The organism is Streptomyces ziwulingensis (genome assembly GCF_039542605.1).
Taxonomy (GTDB): domain Bacteria; phylum Actinomycetota; class Actinomycetes; order Streptomycetales; family Streptomycetaceae; genus Streptomyces; species Streptomyces ziwulingensis.
In genome coordinates this window covers 1-21,623 of sequence record NZ_BAABIG010000047.1, presented here as the reverse complement: position 1 = coordinate 21,623, position 21,623 = coordinate 1, and the positions used below count along the sequence as shown (strand labels likewise).

Annotated in this window: 20 protein-coding genes and 1 pseudogene; 3 read left to right on the top strand and 18 right to left on the bottom strand. The window is 74.1% G+C overall.

The window, feature by feature from the left end; translation table 11 throughout:
* Nucleotides 1–2 precede the first annotated feature (2 nt).
* The gene (locus tag ABEB00_RS22500; RefSeq protein ID WP_345621842.1) at nucleotides 3–932 is read right to left on the bottom strand and encodes a polysaccharide deacetylase family protein; all 930 of its coding nucleotides are present in this window, start codon (nucleotides 930–932) and stop codon (nucleotides 3–5) included.
* 90 nt (nucleotides 933–1,022) lie between these two features.
* On the opposite strand from ABEB00_RS22500, the gene ABEB00_RS22495 reads away from it, so the two are divergent.
* Nucleotides 1,023–2,213 carry a class I SAM-dependent methyltransferase gene (locus ABEB00_RS22495; protein ID WP_345621841.1) on the top strand — a complete coding sequence of 397 codons (1,191 nt, stop codon included), beginning with the start codon at nucleotides 1,023–1,025 and terminating at the stop codon, nucleotides 2,211–2,213.
* On the opposite strand, the gene ABEB00_RS22490 is transcribed toward ABEB00_RS22495, so the two are convergent.
* The 5 genes from ABEB00_RS22490 to ABEB00_RS22470 all read right to left on the bottom strand — a co-directional run bounded on the left by ABEB00_RS22490 (nucleotide 2,191) and on the right by ABEB00_RS22470 (nucleotide 7,099).
* Entirely contained in the window at nucleotides 2,191–2,586 is a 396-nt protein-coding gene (locus ABEB00_RS22490; RefSeq protein WP_345621840.1) for a hypothetical protein, read from the bottom strand. The two genes, ABEB00_RS22495 and ABEB00_RS22490, sit on opposite strands and share 23 nt — an antisense overlap.
* Before the next feature lie 385 nt (nucleotides 2,587–2,971).
* Nucleotides 2,972–4,234 carry an RNA polymerase sigma factor gene (locus ABEB00_RS22485; protein WP_345621839.1) on the bottom strand — a complete coding sequence of 421 codons (1,263 nt, stop codon included), beginning with the start codon at nucleotides 4,232–4,234 and terminating at the stop codon, nucleotides 2,972–2,974.
* 62 nt (nucleotides 4,235–4,296) lie between these two features.
* The gene (locus ABEB00_RS22480; RefSeq protein ID WP_345621837.1) at nucleotides 4,297–4,653 is read right to left on the bottom strand and encodes a YciI family protein; all 357 of its coding nucleotides are present in this window, start codon (nucleotides 4,651–4,653) and stop codon (nucleotides 4,297–4,299) included.
* A 175-nt stretch (nucleotides 4,654–4,828) separates the two neighbouring features.
* Complete coding sequence (locus ABEB00_RS22475; protein WP_345621836.1) at nucleotides 4,829–5,839, bottom strand: LCP family protein; 1,011 nt, start codon at nucleotides 5,837–5,839, stop codon at nucleotides 4,829–4,831.
* Nucleotides 5,840–6,019: 180 nt separating this feature from the next.
* Complete coding sequence (locus ABEB00_RS22470; RefSeq protein WP_345621835.1) at nucleotides 6,020–7,099, bottom strand: LacI family DNA-binding transcriptional regulator; 1,080 nt, start codon at nucleotides 7,097–7,099, stop codon at nucleotides 6,020–6,022.
* 183 nt (nucleotides 7,100–7,282) lie between these two features.
* Between ABEB00_RS22470 and ABEB00_RS22465 the strand changes: the two genes are divergently transcribed.
* A complete protein-coding gene (locus tag ABEB00_RS22465) occupies nucleotides 7,283–9,595 on the top strand; it encodes a beta-xylosidase/alpha-l-arabinosidase (RefSeq protein ID WP_345621834.1) in 2,313 nt (770 codons plus the stop codon).
* Between the two features lie 15 nt (nucleotides 9,596–9,610).
* Here ABEB00_RS22465 and ABEB00_RS22460 read toward each other — a convergent pair whose 3' ends face one another.
* The 9 genes and pseudogenes from ABEB00_RS22460 to tsaB all read right to left on the bottom strand — a co-directional run bounded on the left by ABEB00_RS22460 (nucleotide 9,611) and on the right by tsaB (nucleotide 18,798).
* Nucleotides 9,611–12,925, bottom strand: coding sequence for an SAV_2336 N-terminal domain-related protein (locus tag ABEB00_RS22460; RefSeq protein WP_345621833.1), 3,315 nt, complete (start codon nucleotides 12,923–12,925; stop codon nucleotides 9,611–9,613).
* Nucleotides 12,922–13,871 (bottom strand): annotated as a pseudogene (locus tag ABEB00_RS22455) (AAA family ATPase). The gene ABEB00_RS22460 and the pseudogene ABEB00_RS22455 overlap by 4 nt, the downstream one beginning before the upstream one ends.
* Complete coding sequence (locus tag ABEB00_RS22450; RefSeq protein ID WP_345621832.1) at nucleotides 13,868–14,617, bottom strand: VMAP-C domain-containing protein; 750 nt, start codon at nucleotides 14,615–14,617, stop codon at nucleotides 13,868–13,870. Before ABEB00_RS22450 ends, ABEB00_RS22455 begins: the two are co-directional and overlap by 4 nt.
* 4 nt (nucleotides 14,618–14,621) lie before the next feature.
* Complete coding sequence (locus ABEB00_RS22445; RefSeq protein WP_345621830.1) at nucleotides 14,622–15,725, bottom strand: S1 family peptidase; 1,104 nt, start codon at nucleotides 15,723–15,725, stop codon at nucleotides 14,622–14,624.
* A gap of 3 nt (nucleotides 15,726–15,728) precedes the next feature.
* Complete coding sequence (locus ABEB00_RS22440; RefSeq protein WP_345621828.1) at nucleotides 15,729–16,127, bottom strand: CU044_2847 family protein; 399 nt, start codon at nucleotides 16,125–16,127, stop codon at nucleotides 15,729–15,731.
* An 83-nt stretch (nucleotides 16,128–16,210) separates the two neighbouring features.
* Nucleotides 16,211–16,465 carry a hypothetical protein gene (locus ABEB00_RS22435; RefSeq protein ID WP_345621826.1) on the bottom strand — a complete coding sequence of 85 codons (255 nt, stop codon included), beginning with the start codon at nucleotides 16,463–16,465 and terminating at the stop codon, nucleotides 16,211–16,213.
* Nucleotides 16,462–17,604, bottom strand: a complete 1,143-nt coding sequence (gene tsaD / locus ABEB00_RS22430; RefSeq protein WP_345621825.1) for a tRNA (adenosine(37)-N6)-threonylcarbamoyltransferase complex transferase subunit TsaD — start codon at nucleotides 17,602–17,604, stop codon at nucleotides 16,462–16,464. The genes ABEB00_RS22435 and tsaD overlap by 4 nt, the downstream gene beginning before the upstream one ends.
* Nucleotides 17,597–18,115 (bottom strand): ribosomal protein S18-alanine N-acetyltransferase, encoded by a 519-nt coding sequence (gene rimI / locus ABEB00_RS22425; RefSeq protein WP_425586552.1) that lies wholly within the window; start codon nucleotides 18,113–18,115, stop codon nucleotides 17,597–17,599. Before rimI ends, tsaD begins: the two co-directional genes overlap by 8 nt.
* Before the next feature lie 29 nt (nucleotides 18,116–18,144).
* Nucleotides 18,145–18,798, bottom strand: coding sequence for a tRNA (adenosine(37)-N6)-threonylcarbamoyltransferase complex dimerization subunit type 1 TsaB (gene tsaB, locus ABEB00_RS22420; protein ID WP_345621822.1), 654 nt, complete (start codon nucleotides 18,796–18,798; stop codon nucleotides 18,145–18,147).
* Between the two features lie 180 nt (nucleotides 18,799–18,978).
* Between tsaB and ABEB00_RS22415 the strand changes: the two genes are divergently transcribed.
* Entirely contained in the window at nucleotides 18,979–19,533 is a 555-nt protein-coding gene (locus ABEB00_RS22415) for a hypothetical protein (RefSeq protein ID WP_345621821.1), read from the top strand.
* A gap of 49 nt (nucleotides 19,534–19,582) precedes the next feature.
* On the opposite strand, the gene ABEB00_RS22410 is transcribed toward ABEB00_RS22415, so the two are convergent.
* The 3 genes from ABEB00_RS22410 to ABEB00_RS22400 form a co-directional block, all read right to left on the bottom strand.
* Nucleotides 19,583–19,819, bottom strand: coding sequence for a hypothetical protein (locus ABEB00_RS22410; protein ID WP_345621819.1), 237 nt, complete (start codon nucleotides 19,817–19,819; stop codon nucleotides 19,583–19,585).
* Nucleotides 19,820–19,990: 171 nt separating this feature from the next.
* Nucleotides 19,991–20,524 (bottom strand): tRNA (adenosine(37)-N6)-threonylcarbamoyltransferase complex ATPase subunit type 1 TsaE, encoded by a 534-nt coding sequence (gene tsaE, locus ABEB00_RS22405; protein WP_345621818.1) that lies wholly within the window; start codon nucleotides 20,522–20,524, stop codon nucleotides 19,991–19,993.
* On the bottom strand, nucleotides 20,490–21,623 hold a 1,134-nt coding region (locus ABEB00_RS22400), incomplete at its 5' end, for an alpha/beta fold hydrolase (RefSeq protein ID WP_345621817.1). The genes tsaE and ABEB00_RS22400, both read right to left, overlap by 35 nt.

Sequence of the window (21,623 nt, the reverse complement as noted above, 5' to 3'; positions counted from 1 at the left end):
CTTCACAGGTAGTCCTCCAGGCGGGCCACCGCGTAGCCCTCCGCGGTGACCTTGTCGAGGAAGCTGCGGACCATGTCGGGCATGGTGCCCGGCCAGTCTTCCCGGCCGCGGAAATGAGTGAGGACGATGTCGCCGCGGTGGATCTCGCGGTCCCACTCGCGGTAGTCCCAGCGGTCGGCGAATACCTCCTCGTTCCAGATCGGGACGTGGGTGATCCCGCAGCTCCGGGCGGCGAGCAGGGTGTCCTCGTTGTAATTGCCGAAGGGCGGGCGGAAGAGGACGGGGCGGGTGCCGTAGCGCTCGCGGATCACCTGCTGCATGCCGCAGATCTCGCGTTTCTGGGCGGCGTACGACAGTCCGGGCAGGTACGGGTGGTTCAGGGTGTGGTTGTTGAGGGTGACCCCGCGGGCCTGCATCTTCTTGAAGTAGGCGTAGTCGTCCTTCACCAGGTAGTCGCTGAGGAAGGCGGTGTAGGGGACCTTCAGGTCGCTCATCATCCGCAGGAAGGCGGGGTCCTTCTCGTCGCCGTCGTCGATGGTGAGGAAGACGATCTTCTCCTCGGTGGGGACGGTGGTGAAGACCGGCGGGAGGCCGCGTTCGGCGTGGTCGTCGACCTCGAAGCCGTCGCGCGTGGTGATCTCGGGCTTCTTCGCGGGCGGCGGCGGGGCCGTCAGCGGAACCCGTCTCAGGCCCCAGCGCTTCGCGGCGGCGACGCGCGCCGTGTGGGCCGCGCGCAGCCCGGCGGCGTAGGCGTCCAGCGCGCGGGCCGCGGGCACCTGGAGCTGCTGGCCGCCCGCGGGCTCCACCTCGGAGGAGGCCCGCGCGCAGCCCGGCCCGAGGGCGGCGACGGCGAGCAGGGCCAGACCGCCCCGCACGCGCGCCCTGCGGGATCGAAACACCCGACTTTTGTCATTTTGTACTACTACTCGCATGGGGCCGGATCTTCGCAGCCCCCGGCCCGGGAACCCGGCCCGACACCACGCCGGGGGCACACCGTCCACCGACTGGCCGACAATGATCCGGTGAACGACCTCGACGCCCTCCTCACCCCCGAAGGCCGCGCCCTCCTCGACGAGGTGCGTGCCACCGACCCGGCGCACGAGCTGGCGGTCGCCACCCGACTGCGCCGTACGCACCCCGCCGCGCTGGTGTCGGCGGCGCTCGGCCAGGCGCACCTGCGGCAGCGGGCGGTGGCGAAGTTCGGCGCCGAGGACGCCGGCCGGATGTTCTTCACGCCCGCCGGGGTCGAGCAGTCGACGCGGGCGAGCGTGGCGGCGTACCGGGCGGGGCGGCTGCGGGAACTGGGCGTGGGCTCGGTCGCCGACCTGTGCGGCGGGATCGGCGGGGACGCCATCGCGCTGGCGCGGGCCGGCATCCGGGTGCTGGCCGTGGACCGGGACCCGGCGGCGGTCACGGCGGCCCGCGCCAACGCCGACGCGCTCGGGCTGGCCGGCCTGATCGAGGTGCGGGAGGCCGATGTGACGGAGGTGGACACGGCCGGGTACGACGCCGTGTTCGTCGATCCCGCGCGGCGCGGCGGACGCGGGCGGATCTTCGACCCGGAGGCGTACTCGCCGCCGCTGTCGTGGGCCGTCGGCGCGGCCCGTACGGCCGCGCTGGCCGCCGCGCTGAAGGTGGCGCCCGGCATCCCGCACGAGGCGGTGCCCGCCGACGCCGAGGCCGAGTGGATCTCCGACGGCGGGGACGTCAAGGAGGCGGTGCTGTGGTTCGGCACCACGCCGGGGGCGGTGCGGGCGACGCTGCTGCCGGGGCCGCGCACGCTGCTCTCCCGGTCGCTGCCCGACCCGGAGGTCCGCCCGCCCGGCCGCTTCCTCTACGAACCGGACGGCGCCGTCGTCCGCGCCCATCTGGTCTCCGAGGTCGCCGACCAGGTCGGCGGCGGGCTCCTGGACGCCACCATCGCCTACGTCACGGCGGACGCGCTGCGGCCGACGCCGTACGCCACCGCGTACGAGATCACCGACGTGCTGCCCTTCAACGTCAAGAAGCTGAAGGCGCTGCTGCGCGAGCGCGGGGTCGGGGTGCTGACCGTGAAGAAGCGGGGGTCGGCGGTCGAGCCGGAGGAGCTGCGGAAGAAGGTCAAGCCGCGGGGGCCGCACTCGGCCACCGTCTTCATGACCCGGGTCGCGGGGGCGCCGACCATGCTCGTCGGCGCCCCCGCGGCCCCGGCTACCGGCGGTGGACCGTCCTGACGGAGTCCAGGTGCGGGTCGGCGCCGAGGGGACAGGACCGGGGGGCCGTGGCCTCTTGGCCGTCCCCGGCCGACAGCGCGGAGCGGGCACCGGCCCTCGCGCCACCGGCGGGGGCCGGCTGCGCGCCGTCGTGGTACGGGTAGTACGTGAACTGCGTGCCGCTGGCGCTGATCGACGCGCCGGCCGTGTTCAGCGCCGTCACCGTCACCGCGCCGGTGTCGCCGAACGCGATCGCCGCGTGGGTGCCGGCGGACTCGCGCAGCAGGTAGCTCTTGGTCTCACTGGACAGGGCCGGGCGCGAGGTCCACAGCACGGGGCCGTAGGCGAGGCCGACCTGGCTCGGCACCGTCCACCAGAACCTGGCCAGGGACACCGACAGGGCGGCGTCGGTGCTGCCCTTGATCGCGTAGTACGCGTACCGCGCCGGCCACCTGGAGAGCCGGTCCGCCGTGTTGATCCGTCTGGGGACGTGGCCGAGGGTGCGGAGCTGGGCGGCGAGCGCCGCGGCGCGGCGGCGTGAACAGTCTCATATTGTCGACCCGCCACGGATCGGAGGACATCGATGTCGGTGTCGATGTCATGAGGAAGTGCCGCCGCGCGGTCCGGGTCGGTGCCGTTCCCCCCGTCGACCGACCGCACAGCCGTACCGACCGCACAGCCGTTCCGCAGCGGCCGGGTCACTGTAGGGGCCGGTGGGGCACGAGGGACACGGGACCGGTCCGGTCCGATCATCGGGTGAACAGTGCGCCACCGGCGGGTTACGCGCCGCACTCCCGCGCCCGCGCGAGGAGCAGTTCCCGCTCGCGGGTGTTCCGGGCCAGCTCCGCCGCGCGCCCGAACTCCGCGCGGGCCTCCGGTGTACGCCCGAGGCGGGCCAGCAGGTCGCCGCGGACACTGGGCAGCAGGTGGTAGCCGCGCAGGGCGGGACCGGCGGCCAGGGCGTCCACGATCTCCAGCGCGGCCCCGGGACCCTCGGCCATGGAGACGGCGACCGCGCGGTTCAGCTCCACCACCGGGGAGGGGGCGCGGGCCGCGAGCAGCCCGTAGAGGGTGGCGATCCGCGGCCAGTCGGTCTCCTCGTAGGCGTACGCGTGCGCGTGGCAGGCGGCGATCGCGGCCTGGAGGAGGTACCGGCCCGGGGCGCCGGCCGCCGCGGTGCCGGCGCGGTCGAGGGCGGTGAAACCGCGGCCGACGAGCATGCGGTTCCAGCGGCGGCGGTCCTGGTCCTTCAGGAGGACCGGCGCGCCGTCCGGGCCGGTGCGGGCGGCGGTCCGGGACGCCTGGAACTCCAGCAGGGCGGTCAGGCCGTGCACCTCAGGTTCCCTCGGCATCAGGGCGGACAGCACCCGGGCCAGGCGCAGGGCGTCCTCGCACAGGCCCGGGCGCAGCAGGTCGTCGCCCGCGGTGGCGGCGTAACCCTCGTTGAAGATCAGGTAGATGACGTCGAGGACGGAACCGAGGCGGGCCTCGCGGTCCGGGCCGTACGGCACCTCGAAGGGGATGTTCCGGGCGGCGAGGGTCCGTTTGGCCCGTACCAGGCGCTGCGCGACGGTCGGCTCGGGCACCAGGAAGGCGCGGGCGATCTCGGCCGTGGTGAGGCCGCCGAGCAGGCGCAGGGTGAGGGCGACGCGGGCCGCCGCGGAGAGCACGGGGTGGCAGGCGGTGAAGACGAGCCGGAGCAGGTCGTCGTCGATGTCGTCGGGGCCGGCCGGCTCCACCGGCTCCACCGCCTCCGGCAGGGCCCGGCCGATCTCCGCCAGCTTGCGGGCGTAGTTCTCCCGGCGGCGGACCAGGTCGACGGCGCGGTGCCGGGCGGTGGCCGTGAGCCAGGCGCCCGGGTTGTCGGGCACTCCGTCCCCGGGCCACTGCTCCAGGGCCGCGACCAGGGCGTCCTGCGCGAGTTCCTCCGCGATGCCGACGTCCCGGACGATCCGGGCTACGGCGGCGATGACCCGCGGCGCCTCCAGACGGAAGACGGTCTCGATGGCGCGGGCCGCGCTGGTGGGGGACTGTGGTTCCACAGTCCCCCATGCAACACCCTGGGGCGCCCGGGGCCAATCCGTACCGGAAGGGCGGGCCGGGATCAGCCCTCCATCAGCTCGCGCACCTCACAGGTGACCGTCCAGTGGGCCTCGTGGACCTTCAGGAAGCGCTTGGTCCACTCGACCGCCTCGGCCCGGTCCTTGGTCTGGAGCATCGAGTAGCCGCCGATGACCTCCTTGGTCTCGGTGAAGGGTCCGTCGGTGACGGAGAGCCGCCCGCCCTCGTAGTGGACGCGGGTGCCCTGGGCGGTCGGGGTCAGCCCGGAGGTGTCGAGCAGGACGCCGGCCTTGGTCATCTCCTCCATCAGCTCCCCCATCCGCCGCATCAGTTCGGGGCTGGGACCCTCGGCGGGGGCGTCGTTCTCGTCGATCCGGATGAGCGCCAGGAAGCGGGGCACGGTGTCTCCTCGGGACGGTGACCGGGTTCTTCCTCCCGGTCTCTCACCCGTACGTCGATCAGGGGGCGGGCGGATCGACACGCGCGCCGGAATTTCCCCGACGACTTTTCCGGGCTGCCGGAACCGCAGGAGCCCCAGGAGCCCCAGGAGCCCCAGGAGCCGTGGGGGGCCGCCGTCAGCGCAGCGACTCCCACAGCTTCCGGGCGTCCGGTTCCTCGGGCACGACCCGGTTGGCGTCGGACGGCGCCGGCACCACCGGCATCGTCACCGTGCGCGTGTCGTCCGCCGCCAGCCCGTCGAGGCTCTGGCCCAGGCCGATCAGCTCGCCCAGGGAGTCCAGGCCGGTGTCGGTGGTCAGGCTGCCGGTGACCGCGTCGGCGACCCGGTAGAGCTGGGCGGGGTCGGTGAGCAGGTCGGTGGTGGAGACCTGTTTCAGCAACGCCTTGACCAGCTTCTGCTGCAGCTCTATCCGGGCGAGGTCGCTGCCGCCGGCTATCCCGTACCGGGTACGGGCCAGCCCGAGGGCCTGCTCGCCGTCGAGGTGGTGGGTGCCGGCGTCCAGGTGCAGGTGGCTCTTGTCGTCGTCGATGTCCTGGTCGGTGGTGACGGTGACACCGCCGAGCGCGTCCACCAGCCTGGCGAAGCCGGAGAAGTCGATCTCGATGTAGTGGTCCATGCGGACCTCGGTGAGCGCCTCGGCCGTCTTCACCGCGCAGACCGGCCCGCCGAGGGCGTACGCGGTGTTGAACATCGCCTGGTACGCGTGGGCGGACGAACCCCCGGACGCGAGCGGACAGGACGGGCGCTCCACCAGCGTGTCGCGGGGGATGCTGACCACGGTGGCGCTGGTCCGGCCGGCGTCGAGGTGGACGACCATCGCCGTGTCGGAGCGGGCGCCCTCGCTGTCGCCGCCGCCCAGCGCCTGGTTCTCCGCGCCGCCGCGCGAGTCGGAGCCGAGGACCAGGATGTTCAGGGCGCCGGTGTCCCGGGGCGCGGCGGCGGCCGACGCGGACGGTGCCGGGGTGGCGCGGGCGGGGCGGTCGTCACCGAGCGCGCTGTTGATGTCGACGCTCGTGATGTTGTCGTTGAGGTGCCAGTACGCCCAGCCCGCCGCCGCGATCCCCAGCAGCAGCGCACCGGCCACGGCGAGGCCGGTGACCCGCAGCACCTTCGCGCGCCCGCCCATGTCCGCCCCCGTCCTGTCGCGTCTTCAACAACTGCCCGGCAGGGGAGAACGTAAGTCCGAATTATTGCGGGCGGCGCACCTGGACGGCCTTTCTGCGGAAATTCTCAGACTTCACCGGGCGCCGCCGGGTCCGAAAGTTTCGGGTGTCCGTGTCCTGTCCGTGTCCTGTCCGTGTCAGTGTCAGTGTCCGTGTCCGTGTCCGATGTGGTCGGGCGGTGTCGGCGGGGCCGTGCTGCTGCGCACCACGAGGGTGGTGGCCAGTTCCACCCGGGTCGCCGCCGCGGAGCCCTCGGCGCGCCCGAGGTCGAGCACGAGGCGGGCCGCGGCCTCGGCCATCTCGGTCAGCGGCTGGCGCACGGTGGTCAGCGGCGGGCCCACCCAGCGGGCCACCGGCAGGTCGTCGAAACCGACCACGCTCAGGTCCTCCGGGACCCGCAGCCCCAGTTCGCGCGCGGCCTCGTACAGGCCGAGCGCCTGGAGGTCGTTGCCGGCGAAGACCGCGGTGGGCCGGTCGGGACGGCGCAGCAGCTCCAGGCCCTGGCGGTAGCCGGTCTCGTGGTGGAAGTCGCCGGTGCGGATCAGGCCCGGGTCGACCGGCAGCCCCGCGGTCTCCAGCGCGGCCCGGTAACCGTCCACCCGGGCGCGGCTGCACATCATGCGGGTGGGGCCGCTGATCGCGCCGATCCGGGTGTGCCCCAGTTCGAGCAGGTGGCGGGTGGCGGCGAGGCCGCCCTGCCAGTTGGTGGCGCCGATGGAGGGCACGTCGGCGCCCGGGTCGCCCGCCGGGTCCATCACCACGAACGGGATGGACCGGCTGGTCAGCAGGGCGCGCTGGGACTCGTCGAGCCCCGAGAGCACGAGGATGACGCCGTGCGGGCGGCGGGCGGCGACCTGGTCGGCCCAGGTCCGCCCGGGGGTCAGCCGGCCGGCGCTCTCGGAGAGCACGACGCTGAGCCCGGCGTCCCGCGCCACGTTCTCCACGCCCCGGATGACCTCCATCGCCCAGGCGCTCTCCAATTCGTGGAAGACCAGGTCGATCAGGGGCGAGCGGGTCGCTTCCGCGCGGCGGCGCCGGTAGCCGTGGTCGCGCAGCAGTGCCTCGACCCGGGTCCGGGTCGCCGGGGCGACATCGGCGCGGCCGTTGAGCACCTTCGAAACAGTCGGTGCCGACACACCGGCCTCGCGGGCGATCTCGGCAAGGGTCGCGGTCTGTGTCGACCGCCCTCGCGTCCCGGTTTCAGCGGGCTGGTGCGATGTCATGGCGGCGATCGTATCCCCGCGGACCCTCGGGGCGTATCCCTGCGGACCCTCTTGACGTAGCCCTCGGGCCGCCATAGGTTCCCGGAACATTCGATAAGGGTATCGAAACATTCGGAGCGGTAGCCGGGACAGCGTCCGTCGCCGCCGAGAGCGACGCCTTGGAGCCGAGCCGACAGGAGTTCCATGACCACCGCGCCCTGGCGTGACCCCGCCCTGCCCGCCGCCGCCCGCGTCGGTGACCTCCTGGCCCGGATGACCCTGGAGGAGAAGACCGCCCAGCTCTACGGCGTGTGGGTGGGCGCCGCGACGGACGGCGACGGGGTCGCCCCGCTCCAGCACGAGATGACGGCCGGGTACGACTGGGACGAGCTGATCACCCGGGGGCTCGGCCAGCTCACCCGGCCCTTCGGGACGGCCCCCGTGGAACCCGCGACCGGTGCCCGGGCGCTCGCGGGGGCGCAGCGGCGGATCGCCGGGGCCGGCCGCTTCGGCATTCCGGCGCTGGCCCACGAGGAGTGCCTGGCCGGTTTCACCGCCTGGCGGGCCACCGCCTACCCGGTGCCGCTGGCCTGGGGCGCCACCTTCGACCCGGACCTGGTCGAGGAGATGGCCCGGCGGATCGGCCACGACCTGCGCGCGGTCGGCGTCCACCAGGGCCTCGCCCCGGTCCTGGACGTCGTACGCGATCCGCGCTGGGGCCGGGTGGAGGAGACGATCGGCGAGGACCCGTACCTGGTCGGCACGGTGGGCGCCGCCTATGTGCGGGGGCTGGAGTCGGCCGGGATCGTCGCCACGCTGAAGCACTTCGCCGGGTACGCCTCGTCGGCCGGGGCCCGCAACCTCGCGCCCGTGCGGGCGGGCGTGCGCGAGTTCGCCGACGTCACGCTCCCCCCGTTCGAGATGGCGCTGCGCGAGGGCGGGGCGCGTTCGGTGATGGCGGCCTACACCGAGACCGACGGCGTCCCCGCCTCCGCCGACCCGGCGCTGCTGACCGGGCTGCTGCGCGAGGAGTGGGGGTTCGAGGGCACGGTGGTCGCCGACTACTTCGGCGTCGGCTTCCTGCAGACCCTGCACCGCGTCGCCGAGGACCCCGCCGGGGCGGCCCACCTGGCGCTCGCGGCCGGCGTCGACGTCGAACTGCCGACGCTCAAGTGCTACGGCACGCCCCTGCTGGAGGCGGTCCGGGCGGGCCGGGTGCCCGAGGAGCTGATCGACCGGGCGGCCCGGCGGGTCCTGCTGCAGAAGTGCGAGCTGGGCCTGCTGGACGAGGACTGGGACCCCGAGCCGCCCGGCGACGGCGCCCCCGTCGACCTGGACTCCCCCGCCAACCGGGCGCTCGCCCGCCGGCTCGCCGAGGAGTCGGTGGTACTGCTGGACAACCCGGACGGGCTGCTGCCGCTGGCCCCCGACGCCCGGATCGCGGTGGTCGGGCCCCGCGCCGCCGACGCGCTGGCGATGCTCGGCTGCTACTCCTTCCCCTCGCACGTCCTGCCCCGCCACCCCGAAGTGGCCACGGGCATCGACATCCCGACCCTCCTGGAGGCCCTGCGCGCCGAACTGCCCGACGCCAAGTTCACTGCCGCCGAGGGCTGCGACACCGCCGGCCCGGACACCTCGGGCTTCGAGGAGGCGGTGGCGCGGGCCACCGAGGCGGACGTGTGCGTGGCCGTGCTCGGCGACCGGGCGGGCCTCTTCGGCCGGGGCACCTCGGGCGAGGGCTGCGACGCCGCCGACCTGCGGCTGCCCGGCGTCCAGGGCGCCCTGCTCGACGCGCTGGTCGCGACGGGCGTCCCCGTCGTCCTGGTCCTGCTCACCGGCCGGCCGTACGCGCTGGGCCGCTGGCACGGCCGGCTGGGCGCGGTGGTGCAGGCGTTCTTCCCCGGCGAGGAGGGCGGCCCGGCGGTGGCGGGCGCACTGTCCGGCCGCGTCAATCCCTCCGGCCGCCTCCCGGTGAGCGTCCCGCACCTGCCCGGCGGCCAGCCCTGGACCTACCTCCAGCCGCCGCTGGGCCTCGCGGGCGAGGTCAGCAACCTGGACCCGACCCCGCTGTACGCCTTCGGCCACGGCCGCTCGTACACGACGTTCGCGTGGGAGGACGTCACCGGCGGCGGCCCGGCGGAGATCGGCACGGACGGCTCGTACGACGTCTCCGTGACCGTCCGCAACACCGGTGAGCGGGCGGGCGCCGAGGTGGTCCAGCTCTACCTGCACGACCCGGTGGCCAGCGTCACCCGCCCCGACCTGCGCCTGATCGGCTACCGCCGGCTGGAACTGGCCCCCGGCGAGGCCCGGCGCGTGACCTTCGCCTTCCACACCGACCTCTCGGCGTTCACCGACCGCACCGGCCGCCGCGTGGTCGAACCGGGCGCCCTGGAACTACGCCTCGCGGCCTCCAGCGCCGACCTCCGCCACACCACCCGGCTGACCCTCACCGGCCCCCCGCGCACGCCGGGACGGGAACGGCGGCTGCGGTGCGAGACGGAAGTGACGGGGTGACGGGGGTGTGCGGTCTTATTCCTCCCGCATGGCCAGCTCGGCCAGCCGCAGGAACGCCTCCGTCGTGGCCGGACGGAGCCGGTGCAGTTCCCAGCGCGGGGACTGCAGGGCTCCGTCGAAAGGCACCCGCACCACCTGTTCCGGAGGCACACCCAGCCGTCGGGCGAAGGTCTCGGGCAGCTCGCGCCGGGAAGGCCCGTCGACGTCCGTGGCCACCACCAGCGCCCGCCTGGCCAGCGCCTCCCGGCCCGACCCCCGCAGCATGGCCAGGGTGCGGACCGCGGCCGAGAGGAACCACTGGGCGGTGCCGCAGCACAGGATCAACCGGTCGGTGTGATCCAGTACGGCGTCGGCCGAGCCGTCCAGGCGCAGCGGGGTCCAGTCCGTGAGGACGAACGGGTAGTAGGGCGCCGTCTGCGTCAGGACGTGCACGTACTCCTGCTGGTGAGCCGGGATGGGGCTGAAGTGCCCGCTGCGGTGGGCGACGACTTCGAGACCGGACGGCATACGGGTGGTGCGGGCCCGAATCTCCTCGTACGAGGCAGTGGCCGTCAGCCCCGCCAGGTCCCTCACCACGGCGGGGTTGCGGGCGCTGAGGAAGGCGTCCAGCGAACCCTCGGACGCGGATCCGTCCAGCGCCAGTACCGGTTCGCCGCGCACCGCGGCGAGGACGGAGCCGAGGACCATCGTGGTCGTGGCACGTCCGCTGTAGTAGTAGGCCCCGATCAGGGTCACACGCCTGCTGTGCGGCAGCGCGACGCGTAGCCGCGCCATCCGGGCCTCGGCCGTCCGGCGTGCGGCGCCGAGACGTGGCAGCCGCAGTGCCGCGCGCGGCACCTGCGGAGTCCGAGGCGGGGTGAGCGGCGCCCGGCCGCCCCGCGTCGGCTGTACGGGGGCGGCCCCCAGTTGGAGCCGGGTGCGTGCGACGTACCGGGCCAGGACCTCGGCGACCTCGCTCGCCGCGGGCCGCTCGGCCGGGTTCTGGGCGATGCAGCGCAGGACGAGCCGCCGGAGCTGCTCCCAGGTGTCGCCCTGCCACAGGTGCATGCCCTCCGGCAGGCCGGGCAGCTCCCAGCCGGCCTTGCTGCTGATGACCTGGAGCAGTTCGCCCAGGGACCGGACGTTGTCCTCGCGCGTGGGCGCGACGCCCGATCCCAGGTACTCCCCGTCGACGGCGCAGTCCGACAGGTCGCCCAGCGCCACGGTCCGGCGCAGCACGTACACGCTGTCGGCGTCCAGGGTCGCGGGCACCAACCCGTTGACGTGGCACAGGGCGACGGCGTTGGCGAGATAGCAGGAGACCAGCAGGCCCTGGAGCACGTCGAAGGGGGCGGTTCCGTCGGTCAGGGCCCGGGTGAAGATGTCCGCGAGCCGCGGCGGCCGGGCGTCGGCGTCCGCGATCGGAGTCATCGCGAGCCAGGGCGGGGAGTCATGGAGTCCGCTGGCGAGCAGAACCGGCGCGTACTGCCCCTGGAGGCGGCCCAGCGCCTCGGCCTCCACCGCGATCAGCCCGGCGTTGACGGCGGGCAGGTCGGGGCGCGGCCGCCGCAGCACGGCCTCCCGGCCGCCGCTGTCGACACCGCGGTAGATGATCGTGCGCCGGCCTCGCCGCCGGCCTCGCAGCTCGTATCCGCCGATCCGCCGTGGATCGTCACCGGTGAGCGGCTCCCAGTCGTCCGGAGCGGCCCCGGGCCCCGGCAGGCTTCGGCCGGGAGTCGCCGGTCGGGCACGGTCTAGCGACACCCCGAAGCGGGCGAGCAGCCTGCGCTCGACACTCGTGAAGGGCTGCTGCGAGCCGGGCAGGGTGTCGGAACCGTCGGGGTGGAGCAGCCAGGCCGGGAAGTCGGGCGAGTTGCCGGCCAGTTCTTCCAGCCGACGGCCGATCCGGCGGCCGGTGCTCAGGAGTTCGGCCTGCGGCACCGCGTCGAGCAGTACGGCTTTGGCGTCGTCGGCGAAGTCGAAGACCCGGTGCTTGGCCGGCAGCGGGCCGGGCACGGGTGCGGGATGCGGCCGGATCAGCCCGCCCAGAAACACCTCGGCCAGATGGGAGGTGGTGGCCGGCCAGGGAACCGCGGTCTGGACCAGGCGCATCACCGGCACGGACAGCGGTGCGACCGCAGCGAGATGGGCGGCCAGCCGGTACGCCCCCGGCGTGGCCGCGTCCCGGAAGTGCTGGGCGCTGCTCAGGTCCCGGGCGGGAGCCACCGCGGCATACCGGTCGGGGCGGGTGAGCAGCGGCAGCTCGACCGTGGTGCCGGGAGAGGCGAGCAGCCGCGCCCAGACACCGAGCGAGCCGGCGGCGGGTTCGAGGACGGGGACCGGAATGTCCTCGAAGCGGCTCAGCTCCGGTGGCAGCAACGGGTCGACGATCTTCCAGGAGGTGTTGGCCCCGCCGATGCGCCGGGTGGTGGCCTGCCAGCGTTCGGCCGAGATGCCGGATGCCTCCCACATGTCCGGCGGCAGGGTGTGCAGGACCGCGACCGGCCCGCGGGCCGCCCGCTCGGTCAGCAGCCGGTGCATCGCGCCGGACCGCCAGGCCGCGCCCATGCCGTCGCTGACGACCAGCAGCAGGGTGCGCCCGGAGGGATCGTTGACCGTGGTCAGCGGGGACTGCGTACTGCCGGGGTGGAACGCCCGGGCATGCAGACGCGGACCGGCCGCGCCGCGGGTGTCGAGGCCGAGCACCCGGGTGACGGCGAACGCGCCGAGGCGCTCCAGCAAGGTGCGCAGTTCGGTGCCGAGCCGGTGCCACAGCAGCATGGACAGACCGTCGTCGACGAGCAGGGTGAGGTTGAGCCAGCGTTCCCGCACCGGTCGTTCCACGACGTCGGGCAGGTTGGTCTCGGCGAGTTCGGCCGCGGTGCGGTCCTCGTCGATCTCCATGCGGTGCCGACTGTCGTGGCGACGGCGCAGCGGTCTGAGCGACCGGCCGAGTTCCAGCTCGGCGGCGAGGGCCTTCTCCTCCGGGACCCGGACCGGCAGGGCCCGGCGGGGCTGCTGGCCCCCGGTGGCGGGGCCGGCGGGCGGACCCGGGGTGTGGCGCGCGGCCGCGTGCAGGGCGGGGGCGGTGAGGTCCGGCAGCTCCGGGTCGCCCGGCTCCGGCACCGGCTGCCGTGGCGCGGCCCGGTCCCGCGTCCCCTGGTCGTCGTCCGGCACGGGCTGCTCCTCCGGTGCGGGCGCCGGACGGTACAGGGGGGCGTCGACGCCCGGGGGCAGCCGCCGGGCGAGCCACAGGACGTCGAGCACCTGGTCGGCGTCCAGATCCACCCGGCAGGCACCGAGTATCTTGAGAACCTCGCCGAGCCGCTCTCCGTCGGCCGACCCGGTCACATCGCCCCGGTGAGCTGGTGCAGGACGGCGTCCAGCAGCCCCTCCGCGTCCAGGTCGACGCCGCCGGCGCGCAGGAAGACCGCGTTGAGCAGTTGGTCGGTGGCGAGTTCGCCCAGGGCGCGGCGCCGCAGGAACGCCGCCATCAGGTCGTCGGCCTCCCGCATGGCATCCGCGCCGAGATGCGCGGTGACGATGGTGCGCAGCCGCTCCTCGTCGGGCAGGGGCAGGTCGAGCCGGAGGCAGCGGCGCAGGAACGCGGGCGGGAAGTCGCGTTCACCGTTGCTGGTGATGACGACGACCGGGAACTCGGCGCACTGCACCAGTCCTTGGTGGACCCGCACGGTGCCCTGGTGATCGTGGGTCTGCACCTCGATGTCCGCCATCTCCTCCGGCAGCCGGGTCAGCTCCGGGACGTCGAAGAAGCCCTCCTCGAACACGGTCAGCAAATCGTTCGCAGGTCGACGTCGCCCTTGTCCATCTCGTCGATCAGCAGACAGCGCGGGCCTGCGGAGGGCACCAGCGCGGTGCCGAGCGGGCCGAGGCGGATGAAGGTCCCGATGGACGGCTCGCGTTCGCCGCGGTCCCGGCTGAGCGTAGTCTCGCGCAGCCGGCCGATCGCGTCGTACTGGTAGAGCGCGTCCTTGACCGTGGAGCGGCTGTTGACGGGCCAGCGCAGCAGCTCACCCAGGCTCATCTCGTGGGCGACGGCCTGGGCGAGGGAGGACTTGCCGGTCCCGGCCGGTCCGGTCACCAGTAGCGGACGGCGCAGATGCAACGCCGCGTTGACCACATCGGCGTGGCTCGGGGCGATCACATAGGGCAGCTCCGGCCGCATGGTCCGCGCCGGGGTGAAACGGCGCCATGGCGGGGCTGAGGGGAGGGCGACGGACCGGGGGACGCCGTCGCCGCGGAACAGGCGCCATTCGGCGTCGGTTGCGGAAGTCATGCGCTCTCCTGTGGCTCGGTCAGGTGCAGGCGGGGCACCGTGCGGTCGGCGTCCGCCCAGGCGAGGACCGGGCGGCCGGGAAAGTCGGGGGGACTGGCTTTGGCACCCGCGCGGTAGTCACGGACTCCGTCCGGCAGCTCCCGGATGGCGACCTGCGCCATGTGCCGGACGGTGTGCGAGGCACCGTCGCGGCTGCGGTCCCAGACCACCACGGGGATGCCCAGAGCGAGACAGGTCTGCACGATGCCGTCCCGCGGGCCGGGCGGCACATCCACACAGACGCGAACGGTGTCGAGCTGGTTGACCAGTCTGGAGTAGATGGTGTCCCGGTCCATCGAGTCGGAGACCACGAAGGTCTTCCCCGAGTCGAGACGGCTCCACCGGCTGCGCCACTGTGCCGTGAACCGCCCGTTGCGGCGCAGCAGTTCCGGACAGTGCACCACCAGCGGGAACTCCACACCGAGCACTCCGGGCACCAGCGCCTCGGGGTCTCGTGCCGCCCACTCGTCGACGGGCAGGTTGAGACCCGCGCGGTCGACCAGCACCTCGACGAGAGGCGGCCGTTCGTCCTCGGGGGGCGGGGTGAGCGAGTCCAGCACCCGTAGTACTTCGCGCGCGACCTCCGACGCGGTGTACGACCGCGAGCTGTCCGTGGAGACCTGGCGCGGTCCGGCCCCCTCGTCGCACCAGATCCGCAGCCGGTGCCGTCCTCGCCCGGCCCGGGTCACCTGCACCAGCACACGCACCCGGTCACTGCGGGCCCGCAGTGACCGCCCCCACTTGGGGCTCCATCGCCCGCAGGTGCTTGCGCAGGGCGGTGTGTTCCTGCGGGGACAGCAGGCGCGGGACATGCGACAGACCGCCTGCCGCCAGTACCCGGTCGGCGTCCCGCGGGGTGTCCCGCCGCAGGTTCCCGGCGAGGGCGGCGAGCGCTCGGGGATGGGTGAGAAGGAACGCCGCAAACTCCTCGGGCGTCGGCGGGGTGACGTCGCTGCCGGAGGCGACGCCGCAGGCCCGGGCCAGCCGCTGGGCGCCCGTGACGCGTTCGCTCGCCGTGGGAAAGATGTCCTCGATCGCCTCTGTCAGCAACAGGAAGGCGTGGTCATCGGGGTCCGGTGCTCCGGGCACCACGCCGTGCAGTGCGCCCAGCGGACGCAGCTCGGACTCGACGCGCTGCCAGGGCACGGCCCAACTGCGTCGTACGAGGTGCTGGGGGCTGAACGCGAGGGGGGCGCCGGTGGCGTGGTCCCGGGGTGGCATGAAGTGGGCGACGACCAGCCCGACGACGGCCTTCTCCGTCGGGCACCACAGGGGCCCGCCGCTGTAGCCGGGGCCCACCGCCATTCCGGTCGGGGCACCGTCCAGGTAGGCCCGGGAGTCACTCAGCCCGCGGACCGTGAGGGACGCGTAGGTGGCTGCCTCGCCCGTGCAGTGCCAAGCGTCCAACTCCTGGCCGACCGCCATGCTCACCAGCCGCGGCCCGGCGGGCAGTCCGCCGAGCGGACCGTCGACCCGCAATACGGCGAGGTCGCCGAGCCACTCGTCGTCGGCGGGCGGCACCGGGCCGCCTCCAGATGCGTGCGGAGCGACCCAGTGGACCACACGGGCGGGGTGGCTCCGGACTCCGGGTCCGTCGGTGTGGACCTCGACCACGACCTCGTCGAGTCCCGGAGCGCGCGGCTCCAGCATGACGCGTCCCAGGGCGGCGTTGACGACATGGGCGCAGGTCAGCACCGTGTCGGGACTGAGGACGAAGCCCGCGCCGACAGCTTTCGCATCCTTCGCCCGGCGTACGGTCACCACATGCAGGGAGGGATCGACGGCACCGCCCCCCGCGGTTCCGAACCATCCCACGTGTCACTCCCCGGCGGGCGTCGCGCCGGGATCGGCGGCCGGCTTCCAAACCGCCGTGACGGTCAGATGGGCCTGGCCCGTACCTCCCACGATGCCGAGCTTGAGGTCCTGGCCGACCTGGACACCGAAGGTCACGCTGAGTTCCGTGGGCGGGTCGGCCACGGCCGTGGCCGCGTCGTGGACCTGCTGGATCAGCGGACCCAGCGGGCTGAGCGCGCCGCGCAGGGCACCGGCCGCGAAGCGGGCGACCGACCCGGACCCCTGGGCCACGGGTACCGCGCGGCCCATCCCCTCCGGCAGGTCGTCGGAGGCCGCGGCGGGCGTCTCCACCGCGACGGCGGGCGCGAGCAGGAACCGGACCGGGGTGCCGTCGTCGAGCGCGACGTCAGAGGAAGTGGCCACGCCGACATTGTCGTCGCCGGGGAGCGTCTTTGCGACGGAACCGCCTGACTCGTGGTTACCGGATCGACGTATTGCGCACCGGATCAGCCGCCGACCGACTCGAACCGCCATCGGTGCACGGCCCGGGTGACGAGGTCCTCGGCGGGTTCGGGCAGTTGGGGGAGGTCGGCGTCGAAGGCCGCGTCCCACCAGGTGATCACGAGGACGCGGTCCTGCGGGGCGCGCAGGAGTTCGCGGCGCAGGGGGGTGCCGGGCAGTTGCTGGGCCCGGACCCAGGCGAGGAGGTCCTCGCCGCGCCCGGCGACGGCGCGGGCCTCCCACATCACGGCGACGGTCATCGGTACAGGTTCCCCTTGCTGACCTCGTGCACGTGGTCGTGCGAGTGAGCGGGCGCATGGTCGTGCGCGTGATCGTGGGGGTGACCGTGGCCCGGTACGTGCGGTTCGGTCACCGGGAGCGAGGAGTCCGCCGAGAGGTCCCAGTCGGAGGCGGAGCGGCCCCGGGCGACCATCTCGGCGCCGAGCGCCGCCACCATCGCGCCGTTGTCCGTGCAGAGCTTGGGGCGCGGTACCCGCAGCCGGATGCCGGCCGCCTCGCAGCGCTCCTGGGCCAGCGCCCGCAGCCGGGAGTTGGCCGCCACGCCGCCGCCGATCATCAGGTGGTCGACGCCCTCGTCCTTGCAGGCCCGCACGGCCTTGCGGGTGAGCACGTCCACCACCGCCTCCTGGAAGGAGGCCGACACGTCCCGGACCGGCACCTCCTCGCCCGCCGCCCGCTTCGCCTCGATCCAGCGGGCCACGGCCGTCTTCAGCCCGGAGAAGGAGAAGTCGTACGCCGGGTCGCGCGGGCCGGTGAGGCCGCGCGGGAAGGCGATCGCCTTCGGGTCGCCCTCGCGGGCGTAGCGGTCGATGACGGGGCCGCCGGGGAAGCCGAGGTTCAGCACCCGGGCGATCTTGTCGAACGCCTCGCCGGCCGCGTCGTCGATGGTGGCGCCCAGCGGCCGGACGTCGGAGGTGATGTCGCGGGAGAGCAGCAGCGAGGAGTGGCCGCCGGAGACCAGCAGCGCCATCGTCGGCTCGGGCAGCGGGCCGTGTTCGAGCTGGTCGACGCAGATGTGCGAGGCGAGGTGGTTGACGCCGTAGAGGGGTTTGCCCAGCGCGTAGGCGTACGCCTTGGCCGCCGAGACGCCGACCAGCAGGGCGCCGGCCAGTCCGGGACCGGCGGTGACGGCGATGCCGTCGAGGTCGCGGGCGGCGACCCCGGCGTCCTTCAGGGCACGCTCGACGGTGGGGACCATCGCCTCCAGATGGGCGCGGCTCGCGACCTCGGGCACGACCCCGCCGAAGCGGGCGTGCTCGTCGACGCTGGAGGCGACGGCGTCGGCCAGCAGGGTGGTGCCGCGGACGATGCCGACACCGGTCTCGTCGCAGGAGGTCTCGATCCCCAGGACCAGAGGCTCGTCGGGTCGCTCAGCCATTGATCTCAGTTTCTCGTACGGGGCCGGGGCCCGCGGCGGGGCCGCCGTCGGGCGTGGTGGTCAGGCGCATCACCAGGGCGTCGATGTTGCCCGGCTGGTAGTAGCCGCGCCGGAAGCCGATGGGCGCGAAGCCGAAGCGTTCGTAGAGGCGCTGGGCGCGGGTGTTGTCGACCCGGCACTCCAGCATCACCTCGGGGCACTCGAAGGCGGTCGCCGCGCGCAGCAGTTCGGTCAGCAGCCGCGCGCCGAGGCCGGTGCCCCACTGGTCCCGGGCGGCGGCGATGGTCTGCACGTCGGCCACCCCGTGGCCGTCCTCCGACACCGCGCCGGTGGCGACCAGACCGGCGTAACCGACGATCCGGCCGTCCTGCTCGGCGACCAGGTAGCGCCGGTTGGCGCCGGCGCCCCGGGCGTGGGCCAGCTCGGACCAGAACATCCCCCGGGACCAGGCGTCCTCCGGGAACAGGTCCCGCTCCAGCTCCAGCACCGGGTCGATGTCCCACCAGCGCATCTCGCGCAGCTCGGCTGTGGCTGACCCGCTCACCTGGGGGTGACCACCTTGTAGTTCTTGGGGACCTGCGCGTCGGGGCGGCGCAGGTACAGCGGCCGGGGCGCGGGCGGTTCCTCGCCGGCCGCGAGGCGCTCGGCGGCGAGCCGGGCCAGGGCGGCGGCGGAGACGTGCTCGGGCTCGTGCGCCCGCGGGAAGGTGTCCGGGTAGAGGAGCGCGCCCGCGCCGACCGCGGGCAGGCCCGCGACCTCGTCGGCGATATCGGCGGGGCGGTCCACGGCCGGGTCGGTGAGGCGGGTGCGGGAGTCGGCGTAGCGGGCCCAGTAGACCTCCTTGCGGCGGGCGTCGGTCGCCACGACGAAGGGGCCCGCCAGGTCGGCGGCCAGGGCCAGGCCGTCCAGCGTGCACACGCCGTACACGGGGACGCCGAGCGCCAGCCCGAAGGCGTCGGCGGTCATCAGGCCGACCCGCAGCCCGGTGTACGGGCCCGGTCCGGTGCCGGCGACGATCCCGGTGACGGCGTCGATCGTGCGCCCGGCCTCGGCGAGCACGCGGTCGACGGCGGGCAGCAGCAGCTCACCGTGGCGGCGCGCGTCCACCTGGCTGGAGGAGGCGATGACGTCCGTGCCGTCGTGCAGCGCGACGGTGACGGCGGGGGTGGCGGTATCCAGAGCGAGCAAGAGCACGCAAACAGCCTACGGCGCCCGGGCGGCCGTGTCGGCCGCCGAGTCCGCGCGGTCACCGGCTGCTACCGTCGCCGCAGAACGATACGGACCGACGCGGACCAGCCCGGACCGGCATCGAAGCACGCAGAACGCCGTAGAGACATACAGGCCGGACGATGTACGACGCCGAGGTGGTCGCCAGTGCCAAGCAGCAGCTCCGTGACGGTCGCCGGGCTCGCCGCGGCGGCGCTGGTGACGGTGGGGGTCCTCGCCTATCAGGCGGCGGCGACCGCCCCGGCCGGGCCGGGAGGGCCGCGCGCCAGTGCCGGGCCCGCCCTCGGCGCCTCCAAGGCCCCCCGCGACCGGCGTCACCCGCACGCCCTGCCCGCCGGGTCCGGAAAGGGTGAGCGGGTGGTGTACTCCGTGGACGACGACCGGGTGTGGCTGGTCGGTGACGGGAACCGGGTCCGGCGCACCTTCGCGGTCACGCCCAGCACGGTCGATCCGAAGCCGGGCGAGTACGCCGTCACCTCCCGCTCCAACAAGATCACCGGCTCCGACGGCATCCCGATCGAGCACGTCGTGCGCTTCGCGAGCGTGGACGGCGTGGTCATCGGGTTCAGCGCGGCCGAGGACGGCTCGGTGGCGAAGCCCGCGCCGGGGGTGCGCACGGGCGGCATCCGCGCGTCCCGCGCGGACGGCGACGTGATGTGGGACTTCGCGACGATCGGACAGCCGGTCGTGGTGGTGCGCTGAGCCGCCGGCGCCGGACCGAGGACGCGCGGTCCGGCTGAGGCGGCCCCGTTCAGGCGGCCTCGCGATGCTCGCGTACGGGCTCGCGGAGCCCCGGGTCGGGCAGGCGCGGCGGCGTGGAGACGGCGACCGCGGCGGCACCCGCCGCCAGCAGGTCGCTCATGGACACCGCGGACACCGCGGACACCGCGGACACCGCGGAGGGGCTGGGCGGGGTGGGGGTGGGCGGTGCGGACACCGGCGTGCCCGCCGCCCGTTGCGGCCGGCCCTGGATCTGTGAAGCCGACATGGTCGCCTCCTGAAGCTCGGGGGCGGACGTGGTTAGGCATGCCTAACCACGCACTGGATACCATGTGACCACGGGCCGGAGGCGAAACGCAATATCTTGCCGACATCCTGTCGGAACGCGGTGCGGCCGACGGCGGGCTCGACAGGGGGAAGGACAGGTACCGGGAGCGGCTCAGGCCGTGAGGGCGCTCAGGTCGGCCGTCGCCCAGCGCGCGCCGACGCCGGTCAGCGTCAGGTGCCGTACCTCGTCGGTGGTGTCGCCCACGGCCCGGTGGATGACGAGCTGGAGCCGGTCGTCGGTGAGTTCCTCGACCTTCCCCTCGCCCCACTCCACGACGATCACGGAGTCCGGCAGGGAGACGTCCAGGTCGAGGTCCTCCATGTCGTCCAGGCCGCCGGACAGGCGGTAGGCGTCGACGTGGACGAGCGGCGGTCCGTCGCCGAGGGAGGGGTGCACGCGGGCGATCACGAAGGTCGGGGAGGTGACGGCGCCGCGCACGCCCAGTCCCTCGCCGAGCCCGCGGGTGAACGTCGTCTTGCCGGCGCCCAGTTCCCCGGTGAGCATCACCAGGTCGCCCGCGCGCAGCAGTTCCGCGAGCCTGCGGCCCAGGTCGCGCATCTGTTCGGGGGAGGTGACGGTGAGCTCGACGCGGGGGGCGCCGGGGGCGGGCTCAGCGGGGCCGTACGGTGCTGCCGGTGCTTCCATAGCCGTCCACGGTAGCCCCTGCGGGCACCGCTCCCACGCGCACCAGCAGGTCGGCGAGCCGGTCGGTGACGACCTCCGGGTGCTCCAGCATCACCAGGTGCCCGGCGTCCGGCACCATGACCAGCTCCGCGTCGGGCAGCAGGCCGGCGATGGCCTCGCTGTGCTCGCTGGGCGTGACCAGGTCCCGCAGACCGGCCAGCACCAGGACCGGGAGGTCCGCGAAGAGGGCCAGCGCCTCGGTCTTGTCGTGGTCGTTGAAGGCCGGGTAGTACTCGGCGACCACGTCGATCGGCGTCGACTCGATCATGCGCTCGGCGAACCGGGCGACGGCCGGATCGACGTCCCGGGAGGCGAAGGAGTACCGCTTGATGATCCCGGCGAACAGTTCCGCAGTCGCCCGGCGCCCCTTCTCCACCAGTTCGGCCCGCTGCCCCAGCGCCCTCAGCACCCCGGGCAGCACCCGGCGCACCGCGTTGACCCCGGCGACCGGAAGCCCGAAGTTGACCTCGCCGAGCCGCCCCGAGGAGGTGCCGACCAGGGCGACGCCGACGACCCGTTCGCGGATCAGTTCCGGGAACCGGTCGGCGAGGGCCATCACGGTCATCCCGCCCATCGAGTGCCCGACCAGCACGATCGGGCCCTCGGGGACGGTGGCGTCGAGGACCGCCTTGAGGTCCCGGCCCAGCTCGTCGATGGTGACCGGCGCGCCGTCCCGCACCTGGGAGACGCCCCGCCCGGACCGGCCGTGGCTGCGCTGGTCCCAGTGGACGGTGCGGACCAGGCCCCGCAGGGCCTGCCGCTGGAAGTGCCAGGAGTCCTGGTTCAGGCAGTAGCCGTGGCAGAAGACGACGGTCGCGGGGGTGGGGGCCTTGCGGCCGAAGAGCCGCCTGCGGCGGGGCGCCGGTCCGCCCTCCGGCTCGACGTCGTCGATCTCGTAGTACAGCTCGGTGCCGTCCTCGGCGTACGCCTGTCCGGGCGTGCCGCGCAGCGCGCCGTACGGTCCCGCCGAGTCCAGGGCGAGCCGGGCCTTGGCCCGCATGCCGCGGCCGACCGTGAGCCGCTCCAGCGCGACGCCGGCCGCCGCGCCCGCCGCGACGAC